This is a genomic window from Streptomyces sp. NPDC098101, assembly GCF_044760185.1.
Taxonomy (GTDB): Bacteria; Actinomycetota; Actinomycetes; order Streptomycetales; family Streptomycetaceae; genus Streptomyces.
In genome coordinates this window covers 143,198-159,688 of sequence record NZ_JBIWAS010000003.1, presented here as the reverse complement: position 1 = coordinate 159,688, position 16,491 = coordinate 143,198, and the positions used below count along the sequence as shown (strand labels likewise).

The window sequence follows — 16,491 nt, the reverse complement described above, 5'->3', positions numbered from 1 at the left end:
GGACGCGAAGGGGGCCCGGGACTGCCGGGAGCGGGCAGTGCGCGCGGACGGGCGGGGCCGGGAAGGTGGGGACATGCGAACGAGCTTCAAGGTGCACGCCGCCCTCGCGGGCGGGGCGGGTGCGCTGATGCTCCTGGTGGCCGGGCCGACCCTGCTGCCGGGGGTCCTCCCGCTCCCCTCCCCGAGGTTCCTGGCGGTCCTCGCGGGCGTCACCGTCTTCCCGCTCCTGGGCTGGGCCCTCTTCCGGGGCCTCTTCTTCGGCGGTTTCGACCGCGAACTCCAGTGGCTCGCCTTCCGCTGCCTGCCCGGCCGGACGCGGCTCGCGCTCGTCGCCCTGATCGGCGCCGGGGTCGCCCTGTGCGTGCTGGACGGCGCCGCCTCGGGCAGCCGGCAGAACGCCGAGGTCCGCGACGGCCGGTACGTCGTCCTGGAGACGACACCCGGCCGGCGCGGCACCGTCGAGGTCGACCGGCGGGAGTACGAGGCGGTGCGGGAGGCCGACCAGCGCAGCGCGCTGACGATCCCGGGCACGATGCTCGCCGGTACGGCCCTGATCGTCCTCGTCACCGGGGAGGCCCGGCGGGCGGACGGCGGGGCCGTCAGTACGACTTCGGCAGCCCCAGCGTCTGGTGGGACACGTAATTGAGGATCATCTCGCGGCTGACGGGGGCGATGCGGGCCACCCGGGCCGCCGTGATCAGGCGGGCGAGGCCGAACTCCTTGGTGAGGCCGTTGCCGCCGAGGGTGTGGACGGCCTGGTCGACGGCCTTCACGCAGGCCTCGGCCGCCGCGTACTTGGCCATGTTCGCGGCCTCGCCCGCGCCGAGGTCGTCGCCCGCGTCGTAGAGCTGCGCCGCCTTCGCCATCATCAGGCGGGCCAGCTCCAGTTCGATGTGCGCCTGGGCCAGGGGGTGCGCGACCGCCTGGTGGGCGCCGATCGGGGCCTTCCAGACCTGGCGCTCCTTCGCGTACCGCACGGCCTGCGCGAGCGCGTACCGGCCCATGCCGATCGCGAACGCCGCCGTCATGATCCGCTCCGGGTTGAGCCCCGCGAAGAGCTGGAGCAGGCCCGCGTCCTCGTCGCCCACGAGCGCGTCCTCCGGCAGCCGCACGTCGTCGAGCGTCAGCTCGAACTGCTTCTCGTCCGCGTCGAGTTCCATCTCGATGTGCCGGCGGCCGAAGCCCGGCGCGTCGCGCGGCACGATGAAGAGACAGGGCTTCAGGCTGCCCGTGCGGGCGTCCGACGTGCGGCCCACGATCAGGGTCGCGTCCGCGATGTCCACGCCCGAGACGAAGACCTTCCGGCCGTTGAGGACCCAGCCGTCCTCCGTGCGGGTCGCCGTGGTCGTGATGCGGTGCGAGTTCGACCCGGCGTCGGGCTCCGTGATCCCGAACGCCATCGTCTTCGTGCCGTCCGCGAGCCCCGGCAGCCACGCCCGCTTCTGCTCCTCCGTGCCGAAGCGGGCGATGACCGTGCCGCAGATCGCGGGCGACACGACCATCATCAGGAGCGGCGCGCCGGCCGCGCCCGCCTCCTCCAGGACGATGGACAGCTCGGCCATGCCGCCGCCCCCGCCGCCGTACTCCTCGGGCAGGTTCACGCCCAGGTAGCCGAGCTTCCCGGCCTCGGCCCACAGCTCGGCCCGGTCGAAGCCGGGGCCGTGGCGGTGGCCGAGCGCGGAGACGGCGGCGCGGAGCGCGGTGAGTTCTTCGGTCTCGATCATGGTGCTCATGCGGACGGGTCCTCCTGTGCATCGGGCCGTTCTTCGGTCTGTACGACGGCGAGCAGGGCGCCGACCTCGACCTGGCGGCCGGGGGCGGCGTGGAGCGCGGTGAGCGTGCCGGAGGCCGGAGCGGTGACGCGGTGCTCCATCTTCATGGCCTCCAGCCAGAGGAGCGGCTGTCCGGCGGTGACCCGGTCGCCGACGGCGAGGCCGTCCGCGACCCGGACGACGGTGCCGGGCATGGGGGCGAGCAGGGAGCCGGGGGCGGTCTGCTCGCGGGGGTCGGTGAAGCGGGGGCGGGCGGTGAGGCGGTGGCCTCCCACGTGGACCGTTCCGTCCTCGTAGGCGGTCACGTCGAAGTGCCGTACGACGCCGGCGGTTTCGAGGCTCACCCGGTCCGGGGCCGCCGCCACGACCCGTACCCCTTCCGGCGCGGTGACCTCGTAACCGCCGTCCCGCGTCGGCCGGTAGAGAATCTGGTGATCCCCGTACGTCCGCGTCTCGTCCCGCGAGCGCAGGTTCCGCCAGCCGCCGCCGAAGCGGCCCCGGCGGGCGGACGCGGCGGCGAGGGCGGCGGCGACGGCCGCGAGGTCCCCGCCGCCGGGGGCGGTGGTGAGGGCGGGCAGGTTGCGGTCGTAGAAGCCGGTGTCGAGGCGGTCCGCCGTCGCGTACTCGGGGTGGCGCAGGGACGCGACCAGCAGGTCCCGGTTGGTGACCGGGCCGTGGATCCGGGCCCGCTCCAGGGCGCGGGCGAGCTTGCGGACGGCCCCGTCGCGGGTGGCGGCGTGGACGGTGAGCTTGGCGATCATCGGGTCGTAGTGGACGCCGATCGCGTCCCCGGAGGCGTACCCCGTGTCGAGCCGGACCCCCTCCGGTACGTCGAAGAGGCGCAGGGTGCCCGTCTGGGGGGCCCAGCCCCGGGCCGGGTCCTCCGCGTAGAGCCGGGCCTCGATCGCGTGGCCGCGCGGGGCCGGGGTCTCCGGCGGCAGCTTCCCGCCCTCGGCGACGGCGAGTTGCAGGGCGACGAGGTCGACCCCGTACACCTCCTCCGTGACGGGGTGCTCGACCTGGAGGCGGGTGTTCATCTCCAGGAAGTGCGCGCGGCCGTCCGCGACGAGGAACTCGACCGTGCCCGCGCCGACGTAGCCGACGGCCTTGGCGGCGCGGACGGCCGTGTCCAGGAGGGAGGCCTCCAGGGCGGCGGGCAGGCCGGGGGCCGGGGCCTCCTCGATCACCTTCTGGTGGCGGCGCTGGAGGGAGCAGTCGCGGGTGCCGAGCGCCCAGACCGTGCCGTGGGCGTCGCAGAGGAGCTGTACCTCGACGTGGCGCCCGTCCTCCACGTACGGCTCGACGAAGACCTCGCCGTCCCCGAAGGCGCTCGCCGCCTCCGCCGACGCCGACTCCAACTCCTCGGACAGATAAGTCAGTTCGCGTACGATCCTCATCCCCCGGCCGCCGCCGCCCGCCGCCGCCTTCACCAGGACCGGCAGGTCGGCCGCCGTGACCCGGGCCGGGTCCAGGGGCGCGATGCCGAGGAGTTCCTTGGCGCGGGTCTTCGAGGCCATGGCCTCGATCGCGGCCGGGGGCGGGCCGACCCAGACGAGCCCGGCGTCGATCACCGTACGGGCGAAGTCGGCGTTCTCGGAGAGGAAGCCGTAGCCGGGGTGGACGGCGTCCGCGCCGGCCGCGAGGGCCGCCGCCACGATCAGGTCGCCGCGCAGGTACGTCTCCGAGGGCGCGGCCCCCGGCAGCCGTACCGCCGCGTCGGCCTCCCGTACGTGCAGCGCCCCGGCGTCCGCGTCGGAGTACACGGCGACGGTGGAGACGCCGAGGTCGCGGCAGGTGCGGAAGACCCGGCAGGCGATCTCGCCCCGGTTCGCGACCAACAGCCTGGAGATCATGACTCGCCTCACATTCGGAAGACGCCGAAGCCGCCGCGCGCGCCCTCGACCGGTGCCGTGTGGATCGCGGAGAGGCACAGCCCGAGGACCGTGCGGGTGTCGCGGGGGTCGATGACCCCGTCGTCGTAGAGCCGTCCGGAGAGGAACATCGGCAGCGACTCGGACTCGATCTGCGCCTCGACGAGCGCCCGCAGACCGGCGTCGGCCTCGTCGTCGTACGGCTGCCCCTTCGCGGCGGCGGAGGCCCTGGCCACGATCGACAGGACGCCCGCGAGCTGCTGCGGGCCCATGACGGCGGACTTGGCGCTGGGCCAGGCGAAGAGGAAGCGGGGGTCGTACGCCCGGCCGCACATGCCGTAGTGCCCGGCGCCGTAGCTCGCGCCCATGAGCACGGACAGGTGCGGGACCTTCGAGTTCGAGACGGCGTTGATCATCATCGCGCCGTGCTTGATGATGCCGCTCTGCTCGTACTCCTTGCCGACCATGTAGCCGGTGGTGTTGTGCAGGAAGACGAGCGGCACGTCCCGCTGGTTGGCGAGCTGGATGAACTGCGCGGCCTTCTGCGACTCGGGGCCGAAGAGGACGCCCTGCGCGTTGGCCAGGATGCCGACCGGGTAGCCGTGCAGGGACGCCCAGCCGGTGACCAGGCTCGGCCCGTACAGCGGCTTGAACTCGTCGAAGTCGGAGCCGTCCACGATCCGGGCGATCACCTCGCGCGGGTCGAACGGGGTCTTGAGGTCGCCGGGGACGATCCCGAGCAGCTCGTCCCCGTCGTACTTCGGCGGCTCCGCGAACGCCGGATCGGGGTGCGCCTTGCGGTGGTTGAGGCGGGCGACGATCCGGCGGGCCTGGCGGAGCGCGTCGGCCTCGTCCACGGCGTAGTGGTCGGCGAGGCCGGAGGTCCGGGCGTGCATCTCGGCGCCGCCGAGGGACTCGTCGTCGCTCTCCTCGCCCGTCGCCATCTTCACCAGCGGCGGCCCGCCGAGGAACACCTTCGACCGCTCCTTGATCATCACGGCGTGGTCGGACATGCCGGGGACGTACGCGCCGCCGGCCGTCGAGTTGCCGAAGACGACCGCGATCGTCGGGATCCCGGCGGCGGAGAGCCGGGTGAGGTCGCGGAAGAGCGCCCCGCCCGGGATGAAGATCTCCTTCTGGGAGGGCAGGTCGGCGCCGCCGGACTCCACGAGCGAGACGACGGGGAGCCGGTTGGCGTACGCGATCTCGTTGGCGCGCAGGGCCTTCTTCAGGGTCCAGGGGTTGGAGGCGCCGCCGCGCACGGTCGGGTCGTTGGCGGTGATCAGGCACTCGACGCCCTCGATCACCCCGATGCCGGTGATCAGGGAGGCCCCTACGGTGTAGTCGCTGCCCCAGGCGGCGAGCGGCGACAGTTCGAGGAACGGGCTGTCGGGGTCGACCAGGAGCTCGATCCGCTCCCGGGCGAGCATCTTGCCGCGCCCCCGGTGCCGGGCCGTGTACTTCTCGCCGCCGCCCGCGAGGGCCTTGGCGTGCTCGGCGTCGAGCGCGGCGAGCTTGTCGAGCATGGCCGCGCGGGCGTCGGCGTAGTCGGGTCCGCCGGTGTCGAGGGCGGAGGCGAGGACGGTCACGGGGATTCCTCTCGGGGGGCCTGTCGGGAACGTCGGGCGGCGGTCACAGCAGCCCCTCCGGTACGTCGATCCCGCGCGAGCGCAGCCACTCGCCGAGGGCCTTGGCCTGCGGGTCGAAGCGGGCCTGGGAGGCGACGCCCTCGCCGAGGATCCCGGCCACGGTGAAGTTGAGCGCCCGCAGGTTCGGCAGGACGTGCCGGACGACGGGCAGGTCCGCCGTCTCGGGCAGCAGCGCGCGGAACCGCTCGACGGTGAGGGCGTGGACCAGCCAGCGCCACTCCTCCTCCGTGCGCACCCACACGCCCACGTTGGCGTCGCCGCCCTTGTCGCCGCTGCGGGCGCCGGCGATCCGGCCGAGGGGGACGCGGCGGACGGGCCCGTCGGCGGGCGGCTCCGGAAGCTCCGGCTCGGGTACGGGTTCCAGCTCCCGGGTCCGTACCGGTACGGGAATCCCCTGACGGGTCCCGTCGGGGAGCACGGCCGTGTGCGGGACCTCGGCGGCGTCCACGTACACCGTCTCGAAGACCCCGTAGGGGGAACCCTTGCCCGGCGGGGCGGTGACGTGGAAGCCGGGGTAACTGGCGAGGGCCAGCTCGATGGCCGCCCCCGTCAGGGTGCGGCCGACGGCGTCGGGGCCGGGGTCGCGGACGACGAGCCGCAGCAGGGCGCTCGCGGTCTCCTCGGTGCCGGCGTCGGGCCGGTCGGTGCGGACGAGGTCCCACCGCACCTCGGCGGGCCGGGACCCGCCCCGTACGAAGGCGTCCTCGATCTGGTCCCGCACGAGCGCGGCCTTGGCCTCGACGTCGAGGCCGGTGAGGACGAAGACGACCTCGTTGCGGAAGCCGCCGAGGCGGCTGAGCCCGGCCTTGAGGGTGGGGGGCGGGGCCTCGCCCCGTACGCCCTCGACCCTGACCCGGTCGGGGACCTCCTGCGTGAGCCGTACGGTGTCGAGGCGGGCGGTCGCGTCGGGTCCGGCGTAGCGGGCGCCCGCCGTCTCGTAGAGCAGCTGGGCCGTGACCGTGCCGACGTCGACGAGGCCGCCGGTGCCGGGGTGCTTGGTGATGACGCAGGAGCCGTCGTCGTGGAGTTCGGCGACGGGGAAGCCGGGGCGGCGCAGGAGGGCCGGGTCGTGGTCGCGGAAGAAGGCGTAGTTGCCGCCGGTGGCCTGGGTGCCGCACTCCAGGACGTGCCCGGCGACGACCGCGCCCGCGAGCCGGTCGTACTCCTCCGGGCCCCAGCCGAAGTGCCACTGGGCGGGCCCGGTGACGAGGGCGGCGTCGGTGACGCGGCCGGTGACGACGACGTCGGCGCCGGCGGTGAGGCAGGCGGCGATGCCGGCGCCGCCGAGGTAGGCGTTGGCGGCGAGGGCGCCGTCCCGGGCGGGCAGCCGGTCGCCCTCGACGTGCGCGACCCTTACGGGCAGGCCGAGCTTCTCGGCGAGGGCGCGCAGGGCGTCGGCGAGTCCGGCGGGATTGAGGCCGCCCGCGTTGGTGACGATCCGGATCCCGCGCTCGTGGGCGAGGCCGAGGCCCTCCTCCATCTGGCGCAGGAAGGTCTTGGCGTATCCGGCGGCCGGGTCCTTGAGCTGGTCGCGGCCGAGGATGAGCATGGTCAGCTCGGCGAGGTAGTCGCCGGTGAGGACGTCGAGGTCTCCCCCGGGGCCGCCGCCGGTGAGCATCTCGCGGACGGCGTCGAAGCGGTCGCCGTAGAAGCCGGAGGCGTTGCCGATGCGGAGGACCATCAGGCCTCCCCGGGGGTGGTGCGGGCCGGGCGCCCCGCTCCCGCCGGGCGTCCCGCTCCGGCCGGACGTCCCGCTCCGGCCGGACCGGCGAAGGCCTGGGCGAGGGTGAGCCAGTGTGCGGCGTCGGGGCCGTGGGCGACGAGGGCGGTGTCGTCGCGGTGGACGCGCTGGGTGACGAGGAGGCAGAAGTCGAGGGCGGGCCCGGTGACCTTCTGGGCGGCGCCCTCGGGCCCGTACGTCCACAACTCCCCTCCGGGCGATATGAGTTCCACCCGGAAGGGTTCGGCGGGGGGCTGCTCGCCCCGGACGAAGTAGGCGTAGTCGCGGGCGCGGTGGCCGATCCAGGCGACGTGCCGGAGGCGGGCGCCCGGCGCGCGGACGGTCCCGAGGGCGTCGGCGACGTCCTGGCCGTGCGCCCAGGTCTCCATCAGCCGGGCGGTGGCCAGGGCGGCGGCGCTCATCGGCGGCCCGTACCAGGGGAAGCGGGCGCCGGGCGGGGCGGCGCGCAGGACCTCCTGGAGCCGTGCGCGGCCCGCGCGCCAGCGGGCGAGCAGCTCGGCGGGCGGCAGCGCCGCCCCCTCCTCGGCGCCCTCGTCGACGAAGCGGTCGGGGGCGACGAGGGCCTTCTCCGTCTCGGCGGCGAAGGCCTCGGCGTCGGTGGCGGCGAGGAGGGTGGCCCGGTCGGTCCAGGCGAGGTGGGCGATCTGGTGGGCGATCGTCCAGCCGGGGGCGGGGGTCGGCGCGCCCCACTGCTTCTCGCTCAACTCCCCCACGAGACGGTCGAGTTCTTCACTCTCGTCGCGCAGGTCGTCGAGGACGACGACGGGGTCGGACACGGTGCGCTCCCCTCGGGGACGGGCGGTCCCGGTCACGGGCCTTCGCGGAGGAGCATGGCAGCGGGGACAGAAACAATCAAGCGTGCTTGCTTTAGTTTTGAAAAGGACTCGCGGAAGAGGGACGCCTCTACACCCGCCGGGTCCGCCGCACCAACGAGGCGAGCGCGGTGACACCGACGACGAGAACGAGGGACCCCAGCGGGAGGACGGCACCGGGCCGCTCGTCGAGCACGCCCACGCCGTTCCCAACGGCGACGACCCACCCGACGGTCCCCACCAGCGCCATCACCCCGACCTTCCGCTCTCCCACGACCCTCATCCCGACCCAGAGCACCAGGGGCATGAGCAGGAACGTGTTCACGAGCGCCGAGGTGAACGCCTGATCGGAGGAGTACCCACCCCCGGCCCCGAGCGCGGCGGACGCCTGGGCACTGAACGACAGATAGAGGGTGTCGGACAGAACCAGATGGGACGCCGCGACACCGACCGACGAGACGATCAGGGCTTTGAGGAGGCGGGGGAGGGCGGGTGTGGGTGTGGGTGAGGCCATGCCGCCCGACTATACGCACTGCGTATACATCGAGTGCATAGACCCCGGGCGCACGGGCGCGACCCACCCGAGCGGAGAGTCCGCTTCAGCCGGCCCTGCGGTGCGCGTGCCAGGCGGTGGCGGCAGCCGCGAGGCACAGGGTCCACGGGTCGGGATCGGCGCTGCCGATCTCGGACCAGAGGTTGACGTTGGCGGCGGCGAAGGCGGTGACGCCTTCGGTGGGGGCGGTGCGCCAGGAGGGGATCTCGGCGGCCCGGCGCGATCCCGGCCCCGCGCGCCGCGACGAGCCCTTTCTCTACCAGCGTCCCGGAGCGGTGAGCGAGTGCGTACGCGTCCACGAAGTCCCGGTCGATCAGCGGATCGCCTCGTCCATGAGCACGTAGAGCAGCCCGACCAGGGAGCCGCTGCTGACGATCTCGCGCCGGTCGATCATGCCCCGCACGTCGGCCAGCGGGATCCACTCGACCCGGTCGGACTCGTTCTTCTCGGTCGGCGGACCCTCGTACGTCGCCCCGTCGGCCCGGAAGACGTGGTGTTGGGAGTCGGTGATGCCGTTGGCCGGCTCCGCGTAGATCAGCGGCTCGACCGGACCGGGTCGCCAGCCGGTCTCCTCCAGCACCTCACGCGCGGCCGCCTCGGCGGGAGTCTCGCCCACCTCGACCAGGCCCATCGGCAGTTCCCACGCCCAGGCGTCGGTGATGAAGCGGTGCCGCCACATCATCAGAACCTCGCGCCGCTCGTTGACCACGGCGGCCACGGCCAGGTGCCGGAGCTTGACGACGTGGTGCTCCCAGCGGTTCCCGTCCGGGGTCTCGATGTCGGTGAGCCACACGTTCACCCAGGCGTTCTCGTAGATCGGACGTTCCCCGTGGACCTTCCACTGCATCGCTGCGGCCCCTCTCGATCGGCCTCCAGCATCGCAGAGCTGCCGCCATGGGCAGCTAGGTACAAGCGAATTCACGTCGCAGTGAGGACATGGGGCTGGTGGATAGGGAGCGAGGGGTAGCGGTTGGTCCTCACCCGAAACTTCGAGCGAGGACCAACCTTCCATCAGTCAAATGCGGAACAGCACGGCGGTGCTGTGGCTGGCGCGGCGATCGACCTCGGCCGGGGAGACGCCGGACTCCAGCCAGAAGGAGGTGCGGGCAGCACGGAGTACGTACAGGATCTCGGCGAGAGGGGCTTCAGGAAAACGCCAGAAGGTCGTCAGGTCCTGGACCTTCGATCTTCGACTACCACCCTGACTTCCTCAGCGGCTAGTTCCAGATCCTCGTGCTCCCAGAACCGAAGCACCGTCCATCCCTGATTCCTGAGAGCGAGCGTGGTGGACGCGTCGCGGTCCCGGTTGTCCTTGATCTTCTGGCTCCACTCCTCGCCGCTCTTTTTCGCAGGCCGGTAGTGGTCCGGGCAGCCATGCCAGAAACAGCCGTCGACGAAGACCGCCACCTTGGCTCTGGGGAAGACGACGTCCGCCGTGCGTCGCAGTTCGGCAAGTGGGCGGACGCCTACCCGGTAGCGCAGCCCCCTGCGGTGCAGGGCGGAGCGCAGCATCAGTTCCGGTTTGGTGTCCTTGCCCTTGTTCGCGGTCATGACCGCGCGAACGGAGACCGACGACGCCCTCGAATTTGGTGGGAGCGGCTCATCGACCACCTTGCTCGCTTCCCGTGCCTTCGTCCACGCGAGAGCGAGGTTCGCCTTACGGGTCGCTTCGTAGACCTCGCAGACGTACCTTTCCCTCGTCTCCCCGTTGTCCGACCAGCGTAGGTAGGCACGGATGCGACGGGTGCTCCGGTACAGCCGGAGCTGGATCGACCCGCGCGCATAGGAACCGTCGCCGAGTGGTACGGCACGGCGGTGTCGACCTCCGGCCGCTTGGTCCTGCTCGGCGCTTCGCTTGTCACGAGACAGACCGGGACGCGCCTTGTACGCCTTCGCAGGCGGCAGCTGATCGTTCCAGCCCTGCTGTGCTTCGATCGCCGCTCGCGTCACCGCTTTCCACCAGGCTTCTCCAGAGCGCCGACCGAGTCCAGAGCGGCGGCGACCGCATTGGCGAAGACCTTGCCCAACTTCACCGGTACGGCGTTCCCGAGCTGCCGCATCTTCTCGCCACGCGGGCCGGCAAGCGTCCACTCGTCGGGGAAGGTCATGACCCGTGCGGTCTCGCGGACCGTCATGTACCGGTAGCCACTACCGTCGAACGTGGGGTTGTCCATCATCATCACGGATTCGCCACCGGGAACGCCGTGCACACCGGCCTTGACCGTCTTGGCGGGACGGTCGAGGAGGTTCGGGGTGTGCCCCGTGTAGACCCGGGCGCCAGGCCATCCGAAATGGTCGGAGATCTTCCCCACCTGCTCCTTCCCGTTGACCGCTGTCTCGTTGACGAACGGCAGGGGGTGCCCCTCGAACTCGTCGACGCCGTGGATCGCGTCCCGGAGCGTCCTCCAGGGCTGAAGAGTCAGCTTCTCCTTGATCTTCGGGTTGTCGTAGTTGAGCACCGGAAGATTCGCGATGGCGCGGGCCTTCGCTTCCTCCGAGACCTCTCGATGACGGTCCCAGTAGTCTCCGCCCTCACGCATGGAGTGGATCAGCGACTCATCCGAGTGCGTCGCCTTCGGCGCGAAGCCCTCCCAGACGTTCTCATCGATCCCAAGATCCGCGCGGAAGGCCACGATCATGACCCGTTGCCGGATTTGCGGGACGCCGAAGTCGGCGGCGTTCACAGGGTGGTGTCTCACGATGTAGCGCTCGGAGGCGGGCACCGAATCGTTGGCGAGCAGCTTCTCCAGAACGTCGTTGTGGTCCTCCCACGTCGCGTCCTCCTCGCGTTCGACGAAGGGGAGCCTCATCTCGTTGAGGATGTACTGGAAGTACGGATCGAAGGACTTCCTGAGCAGGCCTCGGACGTTCTCACAGATGACGGCCTTCGGCCGCATCTCCTGGATGGCGCGGAACATCTGCGGGAACATGTTCCGCTCGTCCTCCGTGCCCTTGGCTACGCCGCCGAGGCTGAACGGCTGGCAAGGGGGCCCACCGGCGAGGAGGTCGACCTGACCTCTCAGCTCCTTGAAATCATCTTTCAGATCACGGACGTCGCCGGGTTTCAGCGGCCACTTCCCGCCACCCGGCATCGGGTTCGTCTGGAGGGTCTCGATGGCCCGTTTGGCGTACTCGTTCACCAGCAGCGGTCGGAAGCCGGCGTTGTGGACGCCCATGGCGAGGCCACCACCACCGGCGAACAGCTCGACACAGGTTCCCACCTCGGGGTGCTTCTTTCGCAGCTCGGACATGGAGAAACCATACCGCGGAATCGTGGATCAAGTGAGCCTCCTGAGGAAATCCGACGCAGTGTTCCCCGATGTCACCGGATAGGGTGACGGCAATCACTCGTCGCATGTCAGGAAGCCTGGTTGTGTCACTGGAGAACCACGCCGAGTTCAAGCTGAGCATCACCAAGGCGCTCGGCGATCAGCTCGCAGCCGCGCTGGAGAAGCTGACGCCGGCGCCCCTCTCCCTGGGAAACATCCGGTCGCTTCGACCGCTGCCCGGCGTCTACCAGCTCTACAAGGACGATGACCTCGTCTACGTGGGCAAGGCGGATCGCAGCCTTCCGCAGCGGATCGAGAAGCACTACCGGAAGATCTCCGGCCGCACGAACATCTCCCTCGACCAGATGGCGTTCACCTGCCTCTACGTGGACGAGGACTTCGGCGCGGTCGCCCCCGAGCGCCTGCTGATCAACCAACACAGGGGCCAGGGGCAGGCTCCGTGGAATTACAACGGGTTCGGCAACAACGACCCCGGAAAGCGGCGCGACACCACCGAGGTGGACAAAGGTCACTTCGATCACGAGCACCCGATCGATCTCGAGTACAAGCTGACGGAACTGCTGGCTGAACGCACCTTGATGGCCGAGCAGGCGCCTCTCTCCGTCTTGCTCCAAGAGGTCAAGACGCACCTTCCGTACGTTTTCCGCTACCAGGCTTCGAAGGAGTTTGACGACATAGTCGTGGAACTCCCCAACGCCAATGCGACAGCGGACGAGACGCTCAGGGCAATCGCCGCGCGACTTCCGGACAAATGGCAGATCACCGCTCTCCCGGGCTACCTGATCATGTACCCGAAGGTCGAAGACTACCCGAGCGCCCGGCGGTACTACCGCAACGCCGGAGTTGTGGACGTCTGGCAGCAGTGAGACCAAAAGTCCAATAATTCATGCGAGCCGAAGGATCGAAAACAAGGTGTCGGTTTCACCTAATCCGTCGAGCGAGAGTCTCCCCTCACCACAGAAGCCTCCGCAGAAACCACGGAAGTCGAAGACATGGCGCAAGGCGGCGGAAGAACGTCATTCCGCCCCGTATAACCCTCTGGATCTGGAAAACCTGGGGCGCAGCGTAGAAGCCGAGCTCTTGAGCCGGGACCCTGAGCCGCTGGACGAAGTCAGCCCTGTGTACGGAAGTGGCATCTACGCCCTGTACTACTGTGGTTCGAATCCTTTGTACGCGAAGATCAGCTCGCCTGACTGCCGCACCCCCGTGTACGTGGGGCAGGCGCGGCCCACCGGTGTGCGGAAGGGTACGGCTGAGGAAAAGCCCGATGCCACCACACTGTGGGACCGGATCTACGAACATAAGCAGTCACTCCTTCAGGTCCACGACCTGAAGGTTTCGGACTTCCGGGTTCGGTACCTGGTTGCGATCGAAGCGTTCGTGAGCATCGCCGAACGGGTGATCATCCGGCACTATCGACCAGTCTGGAACAGCATCGTCGACGGATTCGGAAATCACGACCCCGGAGCCAATCGACGGAAGGACAGTTACCGCCCCGCCTGGGACGAACTGCATCCGGGCCGCTGGTGGTCCCATCCGGACTACATGCCGACGCCGAGCAAGACACCAGCTGCCGTGTCCCGTTCACGGATCCAGGATCTCCTCGCCGGCAAGATGTCCGAGGAAGATGTCATCGCCATTGAGGAAGAGCAGACAGAAGAGAAAATAACGGAAGGGAAGAAGAACGACTGAACTGAGGCTTCTGTCACCGGCTCGACAGATAGCGACAGGAGCCTCGTCGTCGGGGTCAAAGATTTTTCAAAGGACCGCCGAACTCCTCAAGGCCATCGGCCTCCGCCAGGTGCTTTATCAGCGGAACTATCGGCAGGAACAGCGGCTTGACGACGCCACCCAGGTTCTCGGCACCTGACCCGGCCTGCCCACCCTCCTGTTCGCCTGAGTCCCCCTCGTCCCTCCGCGCCCCGACGGTCAAGCCACCGTCGGGGGCGTATGCGTCTGGCAACGCGGAGTCGGTGCTGTACACGGTCGGGCATGGGCCCTGCGGAGGCGCACGATCGCGCCGACTGAGGAGAGTGGGAAGCGCTCCGAAACGAAGCGAGTGGGCCCCGCGTGAACCACGGGCTCCGCACGAGATCAGAGGCCGGTAAGCCGTACCTGCCCCCACCCCCGGTGGGGCGGGAACCAGGTGGGTTACCCAAGCGGCCTAATGGAACGGTCTTGAAAACCTCGCGGACGCGGTGTTCGGGGCGTGTGCCGACCGGCACCACGTCGGCTCCTTCCAACGAGTACGGCATCGCGCACCCTCACCCCTTCGCCGCCCCCGCCAACGCCCGCCCCGTCAACGAGTCCTCCCTCTCCGCCAGTTCGGCCGGTGGACCCGTGAAGAGCAGGCGGCCGCCGTCCGCGCCCGCGCCCGGGCCGATGTCGATCACGTGATCGGCCTGGGCGACGACGCGGAGGTTGTGTTCGACCACGACGAGGGTCGCGCCCGCGTCCACGAGGTCGGCGAAGAGGGCGTCGAGGCGTTCCACGTCGCTGGGGTGGAGGCCGGTCGTCGGCTCGTCGAGGACGATGCGCTCCTCGGCGAAGCCGGAGGCGGAGGACGCGGCGGCACCGAGGTGCCGGGCGAGCAGGAGGCGCTGCTTCTCGCCGCCGGAGAGGGTGTCGAGGGACTGGCCGACGGCGGCGTAGCCGAGCCCGACGCGCTCCAGCCAGCCCATCGGCTTCGCGATGCCGGGACGGTCGGCGAAGAGTTCGGCCACGGATCCCGCCGTCATCCGCAGGACGTCGGCGATCGTGTGGCCGTCGAGCTCCGCCTTCAGGGTGGTGGGGTTGAAGCGTTCGCCGCCGCAGGCGTCGCAGGGGGTGGCGACGTCGTCCAGGAAGGCGAGTTCGGTGGTGATGTGGCCCTTGCCCCGGCAGGCGGGGCAGGCGCCCTTGGAGTTGAAGCTGAACCAGGCCGGTTCGAGCCCGGACGCGGCGGCGAACGCCTCGCGCACGGCGTCGGCGACGCCGAGGACGCTCAGCGACATCGACCGTACGCCGCCGCGCAGGGGGTCCTGCCCGACCACCGTGAACTCGCGGTGCTGGCGCGGCAGTTCGTCGACGGCGAAGGAGCTCTTGCCGGAGCCCGCGACGCCCGTGACGGCGGTGAGGGCGCCGAGGGGGACGTCGACGTCGAAGCCGGTGAGGTTGTGCGCGGAGGCGCGCGCGACCCGGACGTGGCCGCGCGGCTCGCGGACCTCGCGGCGCAGCTCCAGCGGGGTCGAGAGCAGCCGCCCCGTGAGCGTGTCGCTCCCCCGCAGCTCCTCCGGCGTGCCCTCGAACCGTACGAGACCGCCGTCGGCGCCCGCGCCCGGCCCCATGTCGATCACGTGGTCGGCGACGCGGATCACCTGGGGGTGGTGCTCCACGACGAGGACGGTGTTGCCCGCGTCGCGCAGTCGCAGCAGGAGCTGGTTGAGGCGCCGCACGTCGGCGGGGTGGAGACCGGTGGACGGCTCGTCGAACACGTAGGTGATGTCGGTGAGGGCGCTGCCGAGGTGCCGGACGATCTTCACGCGCTGCGCCTCGCCGCCGGAGAGCGTCGAGGACTCGCGGTCGAGCGAGAGGTAGCCGAGCCCGACCGAGAGCAGCGCGTCGAGGGTGTGGCGGACGCCCGCGAGGGCGGGTGCGACGCGCGGATCGTCGAAGTCCTCCAGTACGCCGCGGAGTTCGGCCACCGACATCGCCGTCCAGTCCACGATCGAGCGCCCGTCGACGAGGCTGGCGCGGGCGGCGGCGTTCAGCCGGGCGCCGCCGCAGACGGGGCAGACGCGGTGGGTGGTGAGGCGCTCCAGCTCCTCGTGGACCTGCGGGGAGATCTTGGCCGGGCGGTTCTTCACGTACACGTCGCGCATCCGGGTGACGACGCCGTCGAAGCGGGCGGTCTTGGGGAAGCGCGGGTCCGGATCCGGCAGCTTGAGCTGCTCGGCGTAGAGGAAGAGGTTCCTCTCCTCGTCCGTGTAGTCCTTGAGCGGCTTCTTCCGGTCGAAGAGGCCGGAGTACGCGAAGCGCTTCCAGCGGTAGACGCCGGGCCGGAACTGGCTGAACCGCACGGGCCCCTCGTCGATGTTCTTCTCCGGGTCGATCAGCTCGTCGACGTCGATGTCGACGACGGTGCCGAGCCCTTCGCAGTCGGGGCACATGCCCGCCGGATCGTTGAAGGAGTACGCGGGCGAGTACCCGGCCGAGGGCTCGCCGATCCGGGAGAACACCAGCCGGAGCAGCGGGGCGATGTCGGAGGCGGTGGCGACGGTGGAGCGGGCGTTCCCGGTGAAGCGGCGCTGGTCGATGATGGCGGTGAAGGTGAGCCCGCTCATCGACTGCACCTCGGGCGCCGGCATGTGCGGGAGCCGGTTCCGTACGAAGGAGGGGTACGAGTCGTTCACGAGGCGCTGCGCCTCGGCGGCGACGGTGTCGAGCACGAGCGAGGACTTGCCGGACCCGGAGACGCCGGTGACGACCGTCAGGGCCTTCTTGGGCAGGTCGACGGTGACGTTCCGGAGGTTGTTGGCGGCCGCTCCCACGACCCGGATGACGGCTTCGTCTGCGGCGTTGCGGGCGTTCGCGTTCATGGGCGCCATCATGGTTCGGCCGGGGTCCGGATGCGGGTGCCACGCGCGTGGTGCGCCGGGGGCGGCGGGAAAACGCGCCGTACGGAACCCGTTCGTACGAGCGGCGCGCGGCCCGCACCTCCGCCTGGTGTGCGAGCCGCGCGTCCTGCCTCACCGGGCCCGCGGTACGGGGGGAACCACGGGCCCGGCGTCCTTGAGCGGTCCCACGCGCTCTCCCTCCGTGTGC

General features: G+C 70.7%; 13 protein-coding genes. 3 read left to right on the top strand and 10 right to left on the bottom strand.

What is annotated here, in order from left to right:
* The first annotated feature begins 73 nt into the window (after positions 1 to 73).
* Positions 74 to 646: a hypothetical protein gene (locus ACIQVI_RS13610; protein ID WP_403594977.1), complete on the top strand. Its 573-nt coding sequence runs from the start codon at positions 74 to 76 to the stop codon at positions 644 to 646.
* On the opposite strand, the gene ACIQVI_RS13605 is transcribed toward ACIQVI_RS13610, so the two are convergent.
* The 9 genes from ACIQVI_RS13605 to ACIQVI_RS13565 all read right to left on the bottom strand — a co-directional run bounded on the left by ACIQVI_RS13605 (position 600) and on the right by ACIQVI_RS13565 (position 11,649).
* Complete coding sequence (locus ACIQVI_RS13605; protein WP_403594974.1) at positions 600 to 1,733, bottom strand: acyl-CoA dehydrogenase family protein; 1,134 nt, start codon at positions 1,731 to 1,733, stop codon at positions 600 to 602. The two genes, ACIQVI_RS13610 and ACIQVI_RS13605, sit on opposite strands and share 47 nt — an antisense overlap.
* A complete protein-coding gene (locus ACIQVI_RS13600; RefSeq protein WP_403594971.1) occupies positions 1,730 to 3,625 on the bottom strand; it encodes an acetyl/propionyl/methylcrotonyl-CoA carboxylase subunit alpha in 1,896 nt (631 codons plus the stop codon). The genes ACIQVI_RS13605 and ACIQVI_RS13600 overlap by 4 nt, the downstream gene beginning before the upstream one ends.
* Before the next feature lie 8 nt (positions 3,626 to 3,633).
* A complete protein-coding gene (locus ACIQVI_RS13595) occupies positions 3,634 to 5,232 on the bottom strand; it encodes an acyl-CoA carboxylase subunit beta (RefSeq protein WP_403594968.1) in 1,599 nt (532 codons plus the stop codon).
* Between the two features lie 43 nt (positions 5,233 to 5,275).
* Positions 5,276 to 6,973 carry an acyclic terpene utilization AtuA family protein gene (locus tag ACIQVI_RS13590; protein WP_403594965.1) on the bottom strand — a complete coding sequence of 566 codons (1,698 nt, stop codon included), beginning with the start codon at positions 6,971 to 6,973 and terminating at the stop codon, positions 5,276 to 5,278.
* Positions 6,973 to 7,809: a TIGR03084 family metal-binding protein gene (locus ACIQVI_RS13585; protein ID WP_403594962.1), complete on the bottom strand. Its 837-nt coding sequence runs from the start codon at positions 7,807 to 7,809 to the stop codon at positions 6,973 to 6,975. The genes ACIQVI_RS13590 and ACIQVI_RS13585 overlap by 1 nt, the downstream gene beginning before the upstream one ends.
* Positions 7,810 to 7,936: 127 nt before the next feature.
* Positions 7,937 to 8,359, bottom strand: coding sequence for a hypothetical protein (locus ACIQVI_RS13580; protein WP_403594959.1), 423 nt, complete (start codon positions 8,357 to 8,359; stop codon positions 7,937 to 7,939).
* A 352-nt stretch (positions 8,360 to 8,711) separates the two neighbouring features.
* Positions 8,712 to 9,245 carry an NUDIX hydrolase gene (locus tag ACIQVI_RS13575; protein ID WP_403594956.1) on the bottom strand — a complete coding sequence of 178 codons (534 nt, stop codon included), beginning with the start codon at positions 9,243 to 9,245 and terminating at the stop codon, positions 8,712 to 8,714.
* Between the two features lie 320 nt (positions 9,246 to 9,565).
* Complete coding sequence (locus ACIQVI_RS13570; protein ID WP_403594953.1) at positions 9,566 to 10,348, bottom strand: very short patch repair endonuclease; 783 nt, start codon at positions 10,346 to 10,348, stop codon at positions 9,566 to 9,568.
* Positions 10,345 to 11,649, bottom strand: coding sequence for a DNA cytosine methyltransferase (locus tag ACIQVI_RS13565; RefSeq protein ID WP_403594950.1), 1,305 nt, complete (start codon positions 11,647 to 11,649; stop codon positions 10,345 to 10,347). The genes ACIQVI_RS13570 and ACIQVI_RS13565 overlap by 4 nt, the downstream gene beginning before the upstream one ends.
* A gap of 122 nt (positions 11,650 to 11,771) precedes the next feature.
* Between ACIQVI_RS13565 and ACIQVI_RS13560 the strand changes: the two genes are divergently transcribed.
* Positions 11,772 to 12,554 carry a GIY-YIG nuclease family protein gene (locus tag ACIQVI_RS13560; RefSeq protein WP_403594947.1) on the top strand — a complete coding sequence of 261 codons (783 nt, stop codon included), beginning with the start codon at positions 11,772 to 11,774 and terminating at the stop codon, positions 12,552 to 12,554.
* A gap of 46 nt (positions 12,555 to 12,600) precedes the next feature.
* The gene (locus ACIQVI_RS13555; RefSeq protein ID WP_403594944.1) at positions 12,601 to 13,380 is read left to right on the top strand and encodes an Eco29kI family restriction endonuclease; all 780 of its coding nucleotides are present in this window, start codon (positions 12,601 to 12,603) and stop codon (positions 13,378 to 13,380) included.
* A 572-nt stretch (positions 13,381 to 13,952) separates the two neighbouring features.
* Here the strand turns inward: ACIQVI_RS13555 and ACIQVI_RS13550 are convergent.
* Positions 13,953 to 16,265, bottom strand: a complete 2,313-nt coding sequence (locus ACIQVI_RS13550) for an excinuclease ABC subunit UvrA (RefSeq protein ID WP_403594941.1) — start codon at positions 16,263 to 16,265, stop codon at positions 13,953 to 13,955.
* Between the last annotated feature and the right edge of the window lie 226 nt (positions 16,266 to 16,491).